Source organism: Pseudomonas sp. EA_105y_Pfl2_R69 (assembly GCF_963970915.1).
Lineage (GTDB): Bacteria > Pseudomonadota > Gammaproteobacteria > Pseudomonadales > Pseudomonadaceae > Aquipseudomonas.
Window position 1 is genome coordinate 99,988 of the sequence record NZ_CAXAOO010000005.1, and the last position, 17,012, is coordinate 116,999.

Genomic DNA, 17,012 nt, shown 5'->3' on the forward strand with positions numbered 1-17,012 from the left:
AGCTCGCGAGACGTTGAACAGGCTCTAAATGGCAGGAGCTGAATCGATGGAACATTACCAATTGCTGAAAATCGCCCACAGTGCCCCGGGCATTCTGCTGCTGCTGGGCGTGCTGGCCCATGTCTTTATGCTGTGGAAGGCGGCGCGGGTTGGCGATGCGGCGGTGCTGCAGCGCAAGCTCAAACGCACCCGCCTGATCAGCCTGCCGGTGCTCGGCCTGCTGGCCCTGAGCCTGCCGGTCAGCGGCTGGTGGCTGGTCAATCTGGCGGGCTTCCCGCTGGGGCTGACCTGGTTGCTGGCCAGCAGTGTGCTGTTCGGCGTGCTGGTGCTGGTCGGCCTGCTGCTCAATGGTCGTCTGGCGGCCTGGCAGGCATTGGGCGACAGCCCTGCGCCGGCGAATCTGCTGCGCTTGTGCGCGGTCTATGCCGGGCTGCTGGTGCTGCTGTTGCTGGTGATCATGGGGTTGATGGGCGCAAAGCCGGTTTGATAATCCCTGGCTGAACAAAAACGCCGCCTAATCAGGCGGCGTTTTTCGTAGCGGCGGATTTAGCGCAGCGAAATAACCGGCCAACCGCGCTTCTCGGCTTCTGCGCGCAGGCTCGGGTCGGGGTCGACCGCCACGGGGCGGGTGACCCGCTCCAGCAGGGGCAGGTCGTTCATCGAGTCGCTGTAGAAGCAGCTGTCGGCCAGGCTGAAACCGCTTTCCGCCAGCCAGCGGTTGAGGCGGGTGACCTTGCCTTCCTTGAAGCAGGGCACGTCGGTGGTGCGCCCGGTGTAGCGACCGTCCTGCATTTCGCACTCGGTGGCCAGCAGGGTGTCGACGCCCAGGCGCGCGGCAATCGGCGCGGTGACGAAGCGGTTGGTGGCGGTGATGATCAGCAGCTTGTCGCCGGCGGCGCGGTGTTCCTCGAGCAGGGCTTCGCCCTTGGCCAGGATGATCGGCTCGACACAGTCGCGCATGAATTCGCGGTGCCATTGCTCGAGCTGGGCCATTTCGCTGCGGCCGAGGATCGCCAGGCTGAAATTCAGGTAGTCGCGGATGTCCAGGCGACCGGCCAGGTAGTCCTGGTAAAACTGGTCGTTGCGAGCCTTGTAGGCGATGCCGTCGAGGATGCCGCGCTCGCACAGGTAGTCGCCCCAGGCATGGTCGCTGTCACCGCCGAGCAGGGTGTTGTCGAGATCGAATAAAGCCAAACGCACGGGACACCTTTTTTGCAAACCTTGTGGGGCGGCCAGAATACCGATTTTTATGAGGCATGCCCAATCGTCGCCGTTGGCTGCGGGCCGTCCGGCGCGGGTCACCGCGTTGCCGCTGCCGCGACCTTTGTGGAACAATGCCGGAACATGCGTTTACGAGGTTGTGCGCCGTGATCGATCCTGATGGTTTTCGCCCCAACGTCGGCATCATTCTGACCAACGATGTCGGCCAGGTGCTTTGGGCGCGTCGGATAAACCAGGACGCCTGGCAGTTCCCGCAAGGCGGGATCAATGACCATGAGTCGCCTGAAGAAGCGCTTTATCGCGAATTGAACGAAGAAGTGGGCCTGGAGCAGCAGGATGTGAAAATTCTCGCCTGCACCCGGGGCTGGTTGCGTTATCGTCTGCCTCAGCGTCTGGTGCGTACCCATAGCCAGCCGCTGTGTATCGGCCAGAAACAGAAGTGGTTCCTGCTGCGCCTGACCTCGGATGAGCAGCGGGTGCGCATGGACCTGACCGGCAAGCCGGAGTTCGACGGCTGGCGCTGGGTCAGTTACTGGTACCCGCTGGGCCAGGTGGTCACATTCAAGCGCGAAGTCTACCGTCGCGCCCTCAAGGAACTCGCTCCGCGCCTATTGGCGCGGGACTGACACTGATTAGAGCCGAGCCATGCTCAATACGCTGCGCAAGATCGTCCAGGAAGTCAACGCCGCCAAGGACCTCAAGGCGGCGCTGGGGATTATCGTGCAGCGGGTGCGCGAGGCCATGGGCAGCCAGGTCTGCTCGGTCTATCTGCTCGACCCGGAAACCAACCGTTTCGTCCTGATGGCCACCGAGGGTCTGAACAAGAAGGCCATCGGCAAGGTCAGCATGGCCCCCAACGAGGGCCTGGTCGGCCTGGTCGGCACCCGTGAGGAGCCGCTCAACCTCGAACACGCCTCCGAACACCCGCGTTACCGCTACTTCGCCGAAACCGGCGAGGAGCGCTACGCCTCCTTTCTCGGTTCGCCAATCATCCACCACCGCAAGGTGATGGGCGTGCTGGTCATCCAGCAAAAGGAGCAGCGCAAGTTCGACGAGGGCGAAGAGGCCTTCCTGGTCACCATGAGCGCGCAGCTCGCCGGGGTTATCGCCCACGCCGAGGCGACCGGCTCGATCCGCGGCCTGGGCAAGCAGGGCAAGGGTATCCAGGAAGCCAAGTTCGTCGGCGTGCCGGGCTCGCCCGGTGCGGCCGTGGGCACGGCAGTGGTGGTGTTGCCGCCGGCCGACCTGGAAGTGGTACCGGACAAGAGCGTCGACGACATTGCCGCCGAATTGCAGCTGTTCAATACCGCCCTGGAAGGCGTTCGCTCGGACATGCGTGCGCTTTCGGCGAAGATGGCCACCCAGTTGCGCCCGGAAGAGCGCGCCCTGTTCGATGTCTACCTGATGATGCTGGAAGACGCCGCCCTGGGTAACGAGGTGGTCAAGATCATCCGCACCGGTCAGTGGGCCCAGGGGGCCTTGCGCCAGGTGGTGACCGAGCACGTCAACCGCTTCGAACTGATGGACGATGCCTACCTGCGCGAGCGCGCCAGCGACGTCAAGGATCTCGGCCGGCGTCTGCTGGCCTACCTGCAACAGGCCCGTCAGCAGACCCTGGTGTACCCGGACAACTGCATCCTGGTCAGCGAAGAACTGTCGCCGGCGATGCTCGGCGAGGTGCCGGAAGGTAAGCTGGTCGGCCTGGTCTCGGTCCAGGGTTCGGGCAACTCTCACGTGGCGATCTTCGCCCGGGCCATGGGCATTCCCACGGTGATGGGCGCGGTCGACCTGCCCTATTCGAAGATCGACGGCATCCAGTTGATCGTCGATGGCTATCACGGCGAGGTCTTTACCAACCCCAGCGAAGTGCTGCGCAAGCAGTATGCCGAGGTGGTCGAAGAGGAGCGCCAGCTGACCCAGGGCCTGACCGCCCTCAGCGGCCTGCCCTGCGAGACCCTGGACGGCCATCGCATGCCGCTGTGGGTCAACACCGGCCTGCTCGCCGATGTGAAACGCGCCCAGGAGCGTGGTGCCGAGGGTGTCGGCCTGTACCGCACCGAAGTGCCGTTCATGATCAAGGAGCGCTTCCCCAGCGAGAAGGAACAGCTGGCCATCTACCGCGAGCAGCTGGCGGCCTTCCACCCGCTGCCGGTGACCATGCGCAGCCTGGATATCGGCGGCGACAAGGCGCTGAGTTACTTCCCGATCAAGGAAGAGAACCCCTTCCTCGGCTGGCGCGGCATCCGCGTCACCCTCGACCACCCGGAAATCTTCCTGGTGCAGACCCGCGCCATGCTCAAGGCCAGCGAGGGCCTGGACAACCTGCGTATCCTGCTGCCGATGATCTCCGGCACCCAGGAGCTGGAAGAGGCCCTGCACCTGATTCACCGCGCCTGGGGCGAGGTGCGCGACGAAGGCACCGATGTACCGCTGCCGCCGATCGGGGTGATGATCGAGATCCCCGCCGCGGTCTACCAGACCCGCGAGCTGGCGCGCCAGGTCGACTTCCTCTCGGTTGGCTCCAACGATCTGACCCAGTATCTGCTGGCGGTGGACCGCAACAACCCACGGGTCGCCGACCTCTACGATTTCCTCCATCCGGCCGTACTGCAGGCCCTGTGCAAGGTGGTCGAAGGGGCCCATGCCGAAGGCAAGCCGGTGAGCATCTGCGGCGAGATGGCCGGCGATCCGGCCGCCGCCGTACTGCTGATGGCCATGGGTTTCGATGGCCTGTCGATGAACGCCACCAACCTGCCCAAGGTGAAATGGTTGCTGCGCCAGATCAGCCTCGGCAAGGCCAAGGAGCTGCTGGCCCAGGTGCTGACCATCGACAGCCCTCAGGTGATCCACAGCACCCTGCAGCTGGCCCTGCGCAACCTCGGCCTGGGCCGCATGATCAATCCGGCCTCGGATATCCAGGCCTGAGAGCTTGTGAAAAAAACTCTCGCCTACTGCGGCCGCCTCCAAACCCCCGCTGCTGACGTTGCGCTATGTGAAAAATGGGGTCATTTAGCTCACTAAACTCCCCCATTTCTCACGCAGTGCGCCTTGCCGCGAACGCCTGGAGACAGCCTCGCGACGGCGTTCGATATTTTCACAAGCTCTGACTCAGGCCTCGACGACGACCTCGCCCAGATAACGGCCGCCCGGCCCGAAGCTGCGCTCGATCAACTGACGGCTGCCGTCGGCATGTACGATCAGGGCGCTGCTGGCACGGGTACCGTAAGTCGTGCTGGCGATAAACACGCTGGACAGCAGACGTTCGCCGGTCAGGCCGATACCGGTCTGCGGCAAGTGTTCGTCGGCCGCCTGCGTCGGGTCACCCAGCAGGGCAAGCAGGGCCTGCGGCTGCGGCGCGTCGAGGCACTGGCGCAGCGCGTTTTTCGCCCGCTGCAGCTTGGGCCAGGGCGTATCCAGGTCGGCATTCGACAGGCCGTGTAGGCCTTCCGCCAGCGCGTTGGCGCGCCCCGTCCGGGAGTTGAAGTGCCAGAGCTGCCGGTGATCGCCGAGCAATAGATTGAAGCCGCTGTAGTGCCGGCGCTGCTCGCGCAGCTGCTGGAGAAAGTCTTCTGCGTTCAGACTGCCGCCGAGAAAGGCCACCGGCAGCTCGCCGCGCGAGCGCAGGCCCTGGCCCTGGCCCTGGGCGGGGTCGCGGATATTGGTCAGGGCGGCGAAACGCCCGCCTGGGCCGATGCCCAGCCAGGTACCACCGGCCTGCAGGTCGCGTCCGGCAAACACGCCGGGTAGATCGGGCCATTCGGTCAATGGCTGGCTCGGGCGAGCATAGAACTCGTCGCGGTTGGCGGCTACCAGTAGGGGATGGGCATGGCCGGGCCGCCAGGCCAGAGCGATCAGGCACATGGGCTAGCCCCTTAATTTTTCCAGGACGCCGGCACTGTCCAGCTCGGCACCCAGGTGCAGGCGCACCTTGCGTGCGCCGCCGCCCAGGCCGAGCTCCAGCAGAATGCGCTCCTCGACCTGCGCCAGGCCGCCTTCCAGGTATTCCAGTGGCTGGATCAATAGCTGTGGCGGCAGGCTCAGGCGCAGAAAGCGCTTGGGCAGCAGCTCCGCGAGCCCGCGTCGGAGCAACTGTTGCGCCGCGCTAAAGTCCGCCACCAGCAGGCGTTGGTTGCTGAATGGCGGATCGGCCTGCAGGCGCAGCTCGCGGCCATTTGGCAGCAGGCTCAGGTGCATCTGGTTACAACTCAGCTTCAGGTACAGGATCGGGCTCACGGCGGTCTGTTCCGAGGGCGATCCTGGCACTTTACGCAAAGCTCGGGCATACATCCATCGCCCGAAGTAGAGTCCGGACCTGTGCATCCGTTACCATGCCGCATCATTTGCGGGGGTGTCGATGGAACTGCTGCTGTATTTGCTGCTGGGTGCGGCCGCCGGAGTGCTGGCCGGGCTGTTCGGGGTAGGGGGCGGCATCATCATCGTGCCGGTGCTGGTGTTCAGCTTCGCCGCTCAGGGCTTCGAGCCGGCAGTACTGACCCATCTGGCCGTGGGCACATCTCTGGCGACCATTATCTTCACCTCGATCAATTCGGTGCTGGAGCATCAGCGCAAGGGCGCGGTGCGCTGGCCGATCTTCGTCTGGATGACCCTGGGTATCCTGCTCGGCGCGGCCCTTGGGGCGGCTACTGCTTCCGCGATCCAGGGCGAGATGCTGCAGAAGATCATCGGCGTGTTCGCTATCGTTATCGCCCTGCAAATGGCCCTGGAGCTGAAACCCAAGGCCAGCCGCGTGGTCCCAGGCAAGCCAGGGCTGACCCTGGCCGGTGCGGTGATCGGCTGGGCTTCGGCGATTTTCGGCATCGGTGGCGGTTCGCTGACCGTACCCTTCCTGACTTGGCGCAGCGTGTCGATGCAGCAGGCGGTGGCAACGTCCTCGGCCTGCGGTCTGCCGATTGCCCTGGCAGGTGCCCTGTCCTTTATCTGGCTGGGCTGGGATGCACCCGGCCTGCCAGACTGGAGCCTGGGTTTCGTCTACCTGCCGGCCATGGCCGGGATTGCCATTACCAGCATGTTTTTTGCCCGCTTTGGCGCGCGCCTGGCACACAAGCTGTCGCCGCGCCTGCTCAAGCGTCTGTTCGCCCTGCTGCTCTTGGTAGTGGGCGTGAATTTCCTGATCTAAGGAGTTTTTGATGCTGCCTTACCCGCAGATCGACCCGGTGGCGCTGGCCCTCGGCCCGCTGAAAATCCATTGGTATGGCCTGATGTACCTGGTCGGCATCGGCGGTGCCTGGTGGCTGGCCTCGCGCCGGGTCAACGCCTTCGAGCCGAGCTGGAGCAAGGAAAAACTCTCCGACCTGGTGTTCTGGGTGGCCATGGGCGTAATCCTCGGCGGCCGTCTGGGCTATGTGCTGTTCTACGACCTGGCCGCCTATATCGCCGAGCCGGTGAAGATGCTGCGCATCTGGGAGGGCGGCATGTCCTTCCACGGCGGCCTGATCGGGGTGATGCTGGCGACCTGGTGGTTCGGCCTGCGCAACAACAAGAGCTTCTTCCAGCTGATGGACTTTATCGCCCCGCTGGTGCCGATCGGCCTGGGTGCCGGGCGCATCGGCAACTTTATCAATGCCGAACTCTGGGGCAAGGCCACTGATGTGCCCTGGGCCATGGTCTTCCCCACCGATCCTGAGCAACTGGCGCGGCATCCCTCGCAGCTCTATCAGTTCGCCCTGGAAGGCGTGGCGCTGTTCGCCATCCTCTGGTTCTACTCGCGGGGGCCCAGGCCGACCATGGCGGTGTCGGGCATGTTTGCCCTGTGCTACGGCATCTTCCGCTTTATCGTCGAGTTCGTCCGCGTGCCGGATGCCCAGCTCGGCTATCTGGCCGGCGGCTGGCTGACCATGGGCCAGGTGCTCTGCGTACCGATGGTGCTCGGTGGCCTGGGGATGATCGCCTATGCCTATAAACGCCAGGCTGCACAGGAGGCCGGCCGATGAAACAGTACCTCGAGCTGATGCGCCTGGTGCGCGACACCGGCACCTTCAAGAGCGACCGCACCGGCACCGGCACCTACAGCCTGTTCGCCCACCAGATGCGCTTCAATCTGGCCGACGGCTTCCCGCTGGTGACCACCAAGAAGTGCCACCTGAAATCCATCATCCACGAGCTGCTGTGGTTCCTCCAGGGCGACACCAATATCAAGTACCTGAAGGACAACGGCGTGCGCATCTGGGACGAGTGGGCCGACGAAAACGGCGACCTCGGCCCGGTGTACGGCTATCAGTGGCGCAACTGGCCGACGCCCAATGGCGAGTCGATCGACCAGATCAGCAAGCTGATCGAGATGATCAGAAAGAACCCGGACTCGCGCCGCCTGATCGTCTCCGCCTGGAATCCGGCGCTGGTCGAGCAGATGGCCCTGCCGCCATGTCACGCGCTGTTCCAGTTCTATGTGGCTGACGGCAAGCTCAGTTGCCAGCTGTACCAGCGCTCGGCGGACATCTTCCTCGGGGTGCCCTTCAATATCGCCAGCTACGCCCTGCTGACCCTGATGGTCGCTCAGGTCTGCGGCCTGCAGCCCGGCGACTTCATCTGGACCGGCGGCGACTGCCACCTGTACGTCAACCATATCGAGCAGGCCAACCTGCAGCTTGCCCGCGAGCCGCTGCCGCTGCCGACCATGAAGCTCAACCCCGAGGTGAAGGATATCTTCGCCTTCAAGTTCGAGGACTTCGAACTGGTCGGCTATCAGGCCCATCCGCATATCCCTGCGCCAGTCGCCGTCTAACAGCCTGCTCCAGGCGGCCGCGCAGGCGATCTTGTCCCGCCGCGGCCGCTCGCACAGGGCATCGAGCCGCTTGCGCGCCTCGTAGTCCTGGGTTTCGCGGCCAGGGCGGCGGCGGTATTTGTTACCCTGGCGTTTTGCCGATAGGGGAGAGTGTGCTTGTGCCGAGGATTCTGATCAGCCTGCTGTTGTGTCTGCTGGGGTTGCCTGCCGCGGCGCAGGAGTCGAACGCGCCGGTCTTGCGGGTGGGTATCAACGAAGTGCCGCCCTTTGTCATCCAGGAGCCGGACGGCAGCTGGCGCGGCATCAGCATCGACCTGTGGCAGGCCGTCGCCGAGCAAGCGGGTTATCGCTACGAGCTGCTGCCGATGCCGTTCGATCGCCTGCTGCCGAGCCTGGAGGGCGGCCAGCTGGATGCGGTGGTCGGCGCGCTGACCATGACCGCCGAGCGTGAATCGCGTTTCGACTTCACCCATCCGTTCTACCGCAACGGCCTGGCCATCGGCGTGCCGCACGGCGGCGAGGGGAGCGGCTGGACCGCGGTCAAGGGCCTGCTGTCCTGGCAGTTCGTCAGCCTGATCCTCGGCCTGGCGGTCCTGATGTTGCTGGTCGGTGGGCTGCTCTGGCTGTTCGAGCGGCGGCACAACCAGCCGCAGTTCGGCGGTTCCCCGGCGCAAGGCCTGGGCTCCAGCTTCTGGTGGGCGGCGGTGACCATGACCACCGTCGGCTACGGCGACAAGGCCCCGGTGACCCTGGGCGGGCGGCTGATCGCCCTGGTATGGATGTTCGCCGGGTTGGTCATGGTTTCGATCTTCACCGCGGCAGTGACCAGCGCGCTCACCGTGGGCAACCTGAAGGGCGGCATCCAGGGCGTCGACGACCTGCGCCGCGCCCATGTGGCGAGCATCGACAAGACCATCAGCGCGCGCTATCTGGACAGCCAGCGGATTCGCCGCAGCGACTACCCCAACCTGCTCGAGGCCATGCGTGCGGTACAGCTGGGCGAGGTCGATGCGGTGGTCTACGACCTGCCTATCATGCAGTACCGCAACGGCGAGCTGGGCGGCGGCGGTCTGCGCCTGCTGCCCGGCACCTTCGAGGAGCAGTCCTACGCCTTCGCCCTGGCCGACGGCAGCCCCTACCGCGAACGGATCAGCCAGGAGGTGCTGCGCGTCACCGGCGGCGACGACTGGGGCAAGGTGCTGGAGCTTTACCTGGGCAGGCCCTGAGCCTCCAAGGTTCCGCTGTCAGGGCGATGATCGTGGGCAGGCCCGAATGTGCGGACCGCTGTTGCACCCTATAACGGTGCTGTCAGCGTGACGCTCAGTGCGTCGATCTGCGCCTGGCGCTCGCCGTCTTCCAGCCGTGCGCCGGGGTTGAGCGATGACCATTCGGGATGGGCGCGAGCCTTGTGCAGGGCGTCCGGCAGCTTGCCCTCGCGCCAGCTGGCGTCCTGCGGCGTTGTCAGCGTGATGGCCTCGACCGCGGCATGGCCGCGGGCTTCCAGCGCTTGCAGCAGCAACTGTTGGCGCAGGGCGAGCAGGCGCAGCACGGCGTCGTCCACGGTCAGCTCGCGCTGGCCCTTGAGCTTGCCTTTCAGGCGGCTGCCGTAGCCGCGCAGGGTCTGCGCGCCACCGCCGATCAACGCGCCCAGGGCGGCGGCGGCCCCGAGGGTGACACCACCGACCAGCAGATCGATGCCCACGCCGGTGGCCGCGCCAGCGGCCATACCGCCACCGACCTTGACCCCGAGCTGCTTGAGGGTTTCCGGGTTGAACAGGTCGTCGCCCCAGCGCCCGTAGAGCAAGGGCAGGTCGCCGGCCTGGGCATCCTCCTGACGGAAGGCATACAGGCGCAGCAGGGCGTCCACGCAGCGCTGTTCGCGTTGGCGGATGGCCTGATGCAGGTCGCGGACCGCGCCCTGTTCCAGGGTGGCCTGGGCGGCGACGCTGCGGCGGCAGGCGGCGCAGTCCATCAGCAGTTCGGCGATCAGGCGCGCGCCGCTGCTCTTGCGCAGCTGGCGCTGCGCCTGGTGGTCGTCGATCAGCCGTTGCAGTTGCGGGCGGGCCTTTTCCTGCAGCAGGGCGAGGCTCTCGTACAGGCGGCGCTCGCCATCCAGCGGCGGCGCGACGCTGTCGAAACACACCAGGGCATGCAGGCCGAGGCGGGCCAGGGCGTCGCGCCAGTCGTGCTCGCGGTGGTTGCTGCTGGCGACGAAGTTGAGCACCGGCAGCAGCGGTTTGCCGCACATGGCCAGCACGGCCAGTTCGTCGCGGTATTTGGCCAGCACCGGCTCGCGGGCGTCGATCACGTAGAGGCCGGCGTCCGAGACCAGCAGCTGGCGCAGCACCTTGGCTTCCTGTTCGAAGCGCTGGCGCGCCTCGCTGCCATCGAGAAAGCGCGCCAGTCGCTGCGGGCCGTCCAGGCGTTCGCCGGGGCGGTCGAGGCGCTCCAGGTAGTCGAACAGGGCGATGGCGTCTTCCAGGCCGGGGGTGTCGTACAGCTCCAGCAGCGCGCTGCCATCCACCGACAGCCGTGCGCCCTCGACATGGCGGGTGGTGCTGGGGCGGTGGGACACTTCGCCGAAGCCGATGTCGCGGGTCAGGGTGCGCAGCAGCGAGGTCTTGCCGGCATTGGTATGGCCGACCAAGGCGAGTTTCAGCGCCTGACTCATCCTAGGCTCCGTAGGGTGGATGACGCTGTACCCATCCACCCACAACGAGGGTGGATGAAAAAGGCGTCATCCACCCTACCCCGTGGGCGATTTGTCTTGGGTTGCATCCGCGTCACCAGGCGATAGATGTCAGTCATGGCCATGCTCCAGCCAGTTAAGCGGCGCGCTGTCGCTATAACTGAGCTGCAGCTGATCCAGCGCGCGGTGCCAGTCGCCCAGGCGGGCGCTGTCCAGTGCTTCGCCCGGCGGCGGAGGCAGCAGCCAGATACGGGTGGCGCTGGCCGTGCGCGCCAGTTCGCCGAGCAGTCCCAGGCTGCCGCGGTCCGGCGAGCGGCGTGGGTCGCAGGCGATCAGCAGGCGTGCCGGGGGAAAGCGGCTGAGCTGGTCGAGCAGCTGCTTGCGCTGCTCACGGCTGTCGATCACCCCGGCATCGCCGATGCCTTTGGGCAGGGCCGGTGGCCAGCTGCGCTGCGGATCCAGTTCGATTGCCAGCAGCAGCGCGCCCTGGCTGCTCTGCGCGCTGCTGCCAGCCTGGGGCTGATGCAGCTGCAGTGGCGCGGCGTCGCACACGCCCAGGCGTTCGCTGCCCGGTTGCAGGCGCTCGCGCAGCAGGCTGTAACCGGGCAGGTGGATGTCCAGCGCGAGGGCGGCGCAGCCACGCCGCCAGCGCCACAGGCAGAACAGCAACAGCAGCAGGCGCGGCAGTACGCCGTAGATCAGCACGGCGGCGACCAGCCAGACGGCCCAGCTCTGGCGCACCAGTTCGCTGTTGTACAGGTCGCTGGTGCTGGCGTGGATCATGGCTACCGTCGGCGCGCTGAAGCCCAATGCCCGGGGCAGCACGCTGAGGGCGTTGGTGATGGCGACGAAGGCGTCCGCGCCGAGCAGGGTGCTTTCCCAGATAAAGCCATAGCGGCGGGTCGTCAGCAGACCAAGCAGGGTCAGCAGGGCAGTGAGCAGGGTCAGCAGCCAGAAACCATGCACCAGCACACCCAGCCCCCAGCGGCCGAGACGCTGGCGTTGCAGCACCAGCAGCAGGGCGGGTGCCAGCTGGGCGGCCTGGGCATCGCGGGCGAGCTTCTCGCTCAGCCACAACCACAGCCGCCCGAGTGTGCCTGCGCCGTCGCGGCTCAGCAGCAGGCCCAGGCCCCAGCCGAGCAGCAGCAGCAGGTGCAGGCCGAGCAGGCTGCCCAAGGCCCAGAACACGTTGACCGGCCGCTGGCCATCGCCCAGTGCGGCCACGGCCAGGGCGCTGCCGCCGATAACGGCAAACAGCAGTAGCAGCAGCCCGGCCAGGTGTGCGCCCTGCAGCCAATGCTGCAGGGCTTGCACCTGGCCGTCGCGTTCGCCGAGCAGCCAGGCGCGGGTCTGGATGCGTTCGCCGAGCGTGCCGCCCTGGGCCTGGGCGCGGCGGTTGGCCTCGCCGTCTTCCAGCGGACCGGCGTGCGCCTCGCGCAGGCGAATGGTCTCGCTGAGCCAGAGGCGGTGCAGGGTGTTGGTGGCGGAGGCGGCTGTCACACGGCGTCTCATCGGTCGGGTCAGGGGTTGAGCATAACCGCTGCCGCCGTGTTGGGCTAAATCCGCTCTGCTTCAGGGTTTTGCGCGCAGGCGTACGGCGATGTCCGGCTGGTCGATAAACAGGCCGTCGATCCCTGCATCGAGAAAGCGCTGGAGTTCCGCTTCGAGGTCGCCGCGGGTCTGCGGGTCGTCGCCGTTGCGCAGTTCGCTCGGCAGAAAGCTGTTTTCCGCGCGGAAGGTATAAGGGTGCACCTTGAGTCCGGCGGCATGGGCGTCGCGTACCAGGTTCGTGGCACTAGTCAGATTGCCATTGGCATCGCGGGGGATGACCTGGCCCTTCTCCGGGCCGATGCCGGCGGCATAGCGGGCAATGGCGGCGAGGCCGGCGGGCGTGGCCATCTGCGCGTAACTCAGCTCGCTGCCCAGCACCTGCTGGTCATAGGGCTGGCCCTCGACCCACAGCAGTTGCACCAGGCGCAGCGGCGTCATGCGACGCAGGGTCTTGAGGTTCTCGACCTCGAATGACTGGATATACACCGGGGCCTGGGCGCTGTTGTAGCCGTTCTTCTTCAGCAGCCTGACCAGCGGTTGCTCCAGGCCCAGGCCGAGCTGCTGGAAATGGGTCGGGTGCTTGGTTTCCGGGTACAGGCCGATCACCCGTTGCTGGCTCAGTTGCAGGGTTTTTACCAGGTCGATGATTTCCTGCAGGGTCGGGATGGCGAAGCTGCCGTCCAGGCGGGCGTTGCCCGGGCGAATCTGCGGGATGCGCTCGATGGCGCGCAGGGTCTTCAGTTCGGCGAGGGTGAAGTCCTCACTGAACCAGCCGCTGAGGCTGACCCCGTCGACGCTCTGGGTGCGCCGCCGCTCGGCGAATTCGGGGTGCTGGGCGATATCGGTGGTCAGGCCCAGCTCGTTGTCGTGGCGGGCGACCAGTTGGCCGTCCTGGCTTATCACCAGGTCCGGCTCGATGTAATCGGCACCTTGCAGGATCGCCAGGGCATAGGCGGCCAGGGTGTGTTCGGGGACATAACCGCTGGCACCGCGGTGAGCGATGATCAGCGGCTTGGCGTCGCCCCTGGGCTTGCCGTTTTGGGTTTGCGGCTGCTGCCGGGCCCAGTAGATGGCGGCCTGTACGCCGTCGGCCTGGGCCGGGGCGGCAATGGCCAGCAGTGGGGCCAGCAAGCTGGCGCAGAACAGGGTGCGGAGGGTGAGGAACATGGCGGCGTCTCCTTGCGCGGGGGGAAGTGCAAGCCTGCCTGGGCAACGGTGACGGTTCGACGACGGCCTGGCAACAAGCGGATAAACGCGCTGCAGTTTGTGCGTCGGTTGGCAGTGCCAAAGGTGGGCTGCGACTGGCCTCGCCCCTCTGCTATGCTCGCCGTCATGAAAAATACTCTGCCTCTCTGCCTGATCGCCGCCCTCGCGGAAAACCGCGTGATCGGCCGCGATAATCAACTGCCCTGGCACCTGCCGGCGGACCTCAAACACTTCAAGGCGCTGACCCTGGGCAAGCCGATCATCATGGGCCGCAAGACCTGGGACTCCCTCGGTCGGCCCTTGCCGGGCCGGCTCAACCTGGTGGTCAGCCGTCAGCCGGATCTGCAGCTTGAGGGCGCGGAAGTCTTCACCAGCCTCGACGCGGCGCTTGAACGCGCCGAGGCCTGGGCCCGCGAGGAAGATGCCGAAGAGCTGATGCTGATCGGCGGTGCGCAGCTCTACGAACTGGGCCTGGCTCGGGCCGAGCGCCTGTACCTGACCCGTGTCGGCATCAGCCCTCAGGGCGATGCCTGGTTCCCCGAGGTGAACGAGGCCGAGTGGCATCCGTCTTCCGCCATCGAACATGCGCCTGGGCTGGAAACCCCGGGTTATGTGTTTGAGGTGTGGGATCGCAAATAGTCCGTTCGGACTGAGCTTTCCAGCACCGCCTTGACGTACGCCAAGGCGGAGGTTTTCAGGCCTGTCACCCTGGCGGTCACCCTGCGGGCCGTCGCTGCTCGACGTTAAAAATCATTCCAGACGATTTTTGTGTTGGCCGCTACCCTGCTTATTTCCGCTCCTCGTCTACAGGTTGTCCCCCCATGCATGATGCCGACGTCGATCACGCCGAGCCGGATCGTATTGCCGCGATCTTTATTCGTCACCCGCTCTGGGAGGACGGCCTGGCGCTGCTGCTGGGCACGGCCATGGTGGCTCTGGGAATCACCTTCTACAGCCAGGCGGGTCTGCTGACCGGCGGCACCGTGGGCCTGGCCTTTCTGCTGAAATACCTGCTCGGCTGGCCGTTCGGTCTGGTGTTCTTTGCCCTCAACCTGCCGTTCTATGCCCTGGCCATCTGGCGCATGGGCTGGCCCTTTACCCTGCGCACCTTCTGCGCCGTGGGCCTGGTCTCGCTGTTTGCCGAGCTGACCCCGCACTGGCTTGGCTTCGCCCAGCTCAATGTCGTTTATGCCGCGCTGTTCGGTGGCTTCGCCATGGGCCTTGGCCTGCTGATGCTATTCCGCCACCGCGCCAGCCTGGGTGGGGTGAATATCCTCGCGCTGTACCTGCAGGAACGCTTCGGTCTGCGCGCCGGCAAGGTGCAGATGGGCATCGATGTGCTGATCGTGCTGGGTGCGGTCATGGTGGTGCCGCTGGACAAGGTGGCGCTGTCGATCCTCGGCGCGCTGGCGCTGAATATGGTGCTGGCGATCAACCATCGCGCCGGGCGCTATATGGGTGTGAGTTGAAGGTGCCGCGTTAGATCGTGCCCGGCTGAACACGCGGCGCACCCTACGAAAACGCAAAAGCCCGGCACTAGGCCGGGCTTATGGTTACAGCGTGGTGGTTTTTACGGCACCAGTTTTTCCAGCAGCGCCTTGTCGCGCACCGCACCCTTGTCGGCGCTGGTGGCGAGCAGGGCGTAGGCCTTGAGCGCAGTGGTGACCTTGCGTGGACGTTGTTCCACCGGCTTCCAGCCCTTCTTGTCCTGTTCGTGGCGGCGATGGGCGATTTCTTCGTCGCTGACCAGCAGGTTGATCGAGCGCTCGTGGATATTGATCAGGATCTTGTCGCCTTCGCGCACCAGGCCGATGGCACCGCCGGCGGCGGCTTCCGGCGAAGCGTGACCGATCGACAGGCCCGAGGTGCCGCCGGAGAAGCGGCCGTCGGTGAGCAAGGCGCAGGCTTTGCCCAGACCCTTGGACTTCAGGTACGAGGTCGGGTAGAGCATTTCCTGCATGCCCGGGCCGCCTTTCGGGCCTTCGTAGCGGATGATGACGATATCGCCGGCCTGCACTTCGTCATTGAGGATGCCGCGTACCGCGCTGTCCTGGCTTTCGAAGATCTTCGCGTTGCCTTCGAAGATATGGATGGACTCATCGACACCGGCGGTTTTCACCACGCAGCCGTCGACGGCGATATTGCCGTAGAGCACAGCGAGCCCACCTTCCTGAGAATAAGCGTGCTCGACGCTGCGGATGCAGCCGTTCTCCCGATCATCATCCACCGTGTCCCAGCGGGTGCTCTGGCTGAATGCGGTCTGGGTCGGAATGCCGGCCGGGCCGGCGCGGAAGAAGGTGTGCACGGCTTCATCGTCGGTCTGGGTGATGTCCCATTTGGCGATGGCATCGCTCATGGTCGCGCTGTGCACGGTCGGCAGGTCGGTGTGCAGCAGGCCGCCGCGGGCCAGGGAGCCGAGAATGGAGAAGATACCGCCGGCGCGGTGCACGTCTTCCATATGGTATTTCTGGATGTTCGGCGCGACCTTGCACAGCTGCGGCACCTTGCGCGACAGGCGATCGATATCGCGCAGGTCGAAATCGACTTCGCCTTCCTGGGCCGCCGCCAGCAGGTGCAGGATGGTGTTGGTCGAGCCGCCCATGGCGATGTCCAGGGTCATGGCGTTTTCGAACGCCTTGAAGCTGGCGATGTTGCGCGGCAGGGCCGACTCGTCGCCGTCCTGGTAATAGCGTTTGCACAGCTCGACGGCGGTGCGTCCGGCCTGCAGGAACAGCTGCTCGCGGTCGCTGTGGGTGGCCAGAGTCGAACCGTTGCCGGGCAGGGCCAGGCCGAGGGCTTCCATCAGGCAGTTCATCGAGTTGGCGGTGAACATGCCGGAGCAGCTGCCACAGGTCGGACAGGCGCTGCGCTCGTACTCGGCGACTTTCTCGTCGCTGGCGCTGTCGTCGGCGGCGATGACCATGGCGTCGACCAGGTCCAGGCCGTGGCTGGCCAGCTTGGTTTTACCGGCTTCCATCGGTCCGCCGGAAACGAAGATCACCGGGATGTTCAGGCGCAGACTGGCCAGCAACATGCCGGGGGTGATCTTGTCGCAGTTACTGATGCAGACGATGGCGTCGGCGCAGTGGGCGTTGACCATGTATTCCACGGAGTCGGCGATGATCTCGCGGCTCGGCAGTGAATAGAGCATGCCGTCGTGACCCATGGCGATGCCGTCGTCGACCGCGATGGTGTTGAATTCCTTGGCCACGCCGCCGTGCTTTTCGATCTCGCGGGCGACCAGCTGGCCCATGTCCTTCAGGTGCACGTGGCCGGGCACGAACTGGGTGAAGGAGTTGGCGATGGCGATGATCGGCTTCTTGAAGTCTTCGTCCTTCATCCCGGTGGCGCGCCACAGGGCGCGAGCACCGGCCATGTTGCGGCCGTGGGTGGAGGTTTTCGAGCGGTAATCGGGCATGGCGGTCAATCCTGCAAAGGCTTATCAGGTCACGGGCGCACAGGCATTCCCGGCGTCGGGCTGTGGCGTATGGTGAGCCGGGTTCAGGCCCAAGGCAAATGGAAGTGACCATGTGCTGGGCGGGGCGGTGCCTGGCGCGGGGTTAGCGCTGGCCCGTCCGGGCTCGAAATCCGCCGATGGGGCAG

General features: G+C 65.6%; 16 protein-coding genes. 9 read left to right on the forward strand and 7 right to left on the reverse strand.

Translation table 11 applies throughout. The features are described from left to right. The first annotated feature begins 46 nt into the window (after positions 1–46). Positions 47–487, forward strand: coding sequence for a DUF2269 family protein (locus AACY13_RS15350; RefSeq protein WP_339462452.1), 441 nt, complete (start codon positions 47–49; stop codon positions 485–487). 59 nt (positions 488–546) lie between these two features. Here AACY13_RS15350 and AACY13_RS15355 read toward each other — a convergent pair whose 3' ends face one another. Further along, positions 547–1,200: an HAD family hydrolase gene (locus tag AACY13_RS15355; RefSeq protein ID WP_339462453.1), complete on the reverse strand. Its 654-nt coding sequence runs from the start codon at positions 1,198–1,200 to the stop codon at positions 547–549. Positions 1,201–1,367: 167 nt separating this feature from the next. On the opposite strand from AACY13_RS15355, the gene AACY13_RS15360 reads away from it, so the two are divergent. Together AACY13_RS15360 and ptsP are read left to right on the forward strand one after the other, a co-directional pair. Next, on the forward strand, positions 1,368–1,847 hold the full coding sequence (locus tag AACY13_RS15360) for an RNA pyrophosphohydrolase (protein ID WP_325503768.1): 480 nt from the start codon (positions 1,368–1,370) through the stop codon (positions 1,845–1,847). Between the two features lie 19 nt (positions 1,848–1,866). Beyond that, entirely contained in the window at positions 1,867–4,146 is a 2,280-nt protein-coding gene (gene ptsP / locus AACY13_RS15365) for a phosphoenolpyruvate--protein phosphotransferase (protein WP_339462454.1), read from the forward strand. Positions 4,147–4,329: 183 nt separating this feature from the next. Here the strand turns inward: ptsP and AACY13_RS15370 are convergent, their stop codons facing one another. Both AACY13_RS15370 and AACY13_RS15375 read right to left on the reverse strand, forming a co-directional pair. Next, entirely contained in the window at positions 4,330–5,082 is a 753-nt protein-coding gene (locus AACY13_RS15370; RefSeq protein ID WP_339462455.1) for an NRDE family protein, read from the reverse strand. A gap of 3 nt (positions 5,083–5,085) precedes the next feature. Further along, on the reverse strand, positions 5,086–5,454 hold the full coding sequence (locus AACY13_RS15375) for a hypothetical protein (RefSeq protein ID WP_339462456.1): 369 nt from the start codon (positions 5,452–5,454) through the stop codon (positions 5,086–5,088). A 121-nt stretch (positions 5,455–5,575) separates the two neighbouring features. Here AACY13_RS15375 and AACY13_RS15380 point away from each other — a divergent pair, with 121 nt between their 5' ends. The 4 genes from AACY13_RS15380 (at position 5,576) to AACY13_RS15395 (ending at position 9,189) form a co-directional block, all read left to right on the forward strand. Continuing rightward, on the forward strand, positions 5,576–6,358 hold the full coding sequence (locus AACY13_RS15380) for a sulfite exporter TauE/SafE family protein (RefSeq protein ID WP_339462457.1): 783 nt from the start codon (positions 5,576–5,578) through the stop codon (positions 6,356–6,358). A gap of 10 nt (positions 6,359–6,368) precedes the next feature. After that, complete coding sequence (gene lgt, locus AACY13_RS15385) at positions 6,369–7,172, forward strand: prolipoprotein diacylglyceryl transferase (protein WP_339462458.1); 804 nt, start codon at positions 6,369–6,371, stop codon at positions 7,170–7,172. Next, positions 7,169–7,963, forward strand: coding sequence for a thymidylate synthase (locus AACY13_RS15390; RefSeq protein ID WP_339462459.1), 795 nt, complete (start codon positions 7,169–7,171; stop codon positions 7,961–7,963). Before lgt ends, AACY13_RS15390 begins: the two co-directional genes overlap by 4 nt. Before the next feature lie 158 nt (positions 7,964–8,121). Further along, positions 8,122–9,189: a transporter substrate-binding domain-containing protein gene (locus AACY13_RS15395; RefSeq protein WP_339462460.1), complete on the forward strand. Its 1,068-nt coding sequence runs from the start codon at positions 8,122–8,124 to the stop codon at positions 9,187–9,189. A 68-nt stretch (positions 9,190–9,257) separates the two neighbouring features. On the opposite strand, the gene AACY13_RS15400 is transcribed toward AACY13_RS15395, so the two are convergent. The 3 genes from AACY13_RS15400 to AACY13_RS15410 form a co-directional block, all read right to left on the reverse strand. Continuing rightward, positions 9,258–10,634 (reverse strand): GTPase/DUF3482 domain-containing protein, encoded by a 1,377-nt coding sequence (locus tag AACY13_RS15400; protein ID WP_339462461.1) that lies wholly within the window; start codon positions 10,632–10,634, stop codon positions 9,258–9,260. A gap of 129 nt (positions 10,635–10,763) precedes the next feature. After that, positions 10,764–12,164: a DUF2868 domain-containing protein gene (locus tag AACY13_RS15405; protein ID WP_339462462.1), complete on the reverse strand. Its 1,401-nt coding sequence runs from the start codon at positions 12,162–12,164 to the stop codon at positions 10,764–10,766. Positions 12,165–12,224: 60 nt separating this feature from the next. After that, positions 12,225–13,370 carry a glycerophosphodiester phosphodiesterase gene (locus tag AACY13_RS15410; RefSeq protein WP_339462463.1) on the reverse strand — a complete coding sequence of 382 codons (1,146 nt, stop codon included), beginning with the start codon at positions 13,368–13,370 and terminating at the stop codon, positions 12,225–12,227. Positions 13,371–13,523: 153 nt separating this feature from the next. On the opposite strand from AACY13_RS15410, the gene AACY13_RS15415 reads away from it, so the two are divergent. Both AACY13_RS15415 and AACY13_RS15420 read left to right on the forward strand, forming a co-directional pair. Beyond that, entirely contained in the window at positions 13,524–14,048 is a 525-nt protein-coding gene (locus AACY13_RS15415; RefSeq protein ID WP_339462464.1) for a dihydrofolate reductase, read from the forward strand. Between the two features lie 182 nt (positions 14,049–14,230). Beyond that, on the forward strand, positions 14,231–14,878 hold the full coding sequence (locus AACY13_RS15420) for a YitT family protein (RefSeq protein WP_339462465.1): 648 nt from the start codon (positions 14,231–14,233) through the stop codon (positions 14,876–14,878). Positions 14,879–14,979: 101 nt separating this feature from the next. Here AACY13_RS15420 and ilvD read toward each other — a convergent pair whose 3' ends face one another. After that, entirely contained in the window at positions 14,980–16,827 is a 1,848-nt protein-coding gene (gene ilvD, locus AACY13_RS15425) for a dihydroxy-acid dehydratase (protein ID WP_339462466.1), read from the reverse strand. Positions 16,828–17,012 lie beyond the last annotated feature (185 nt).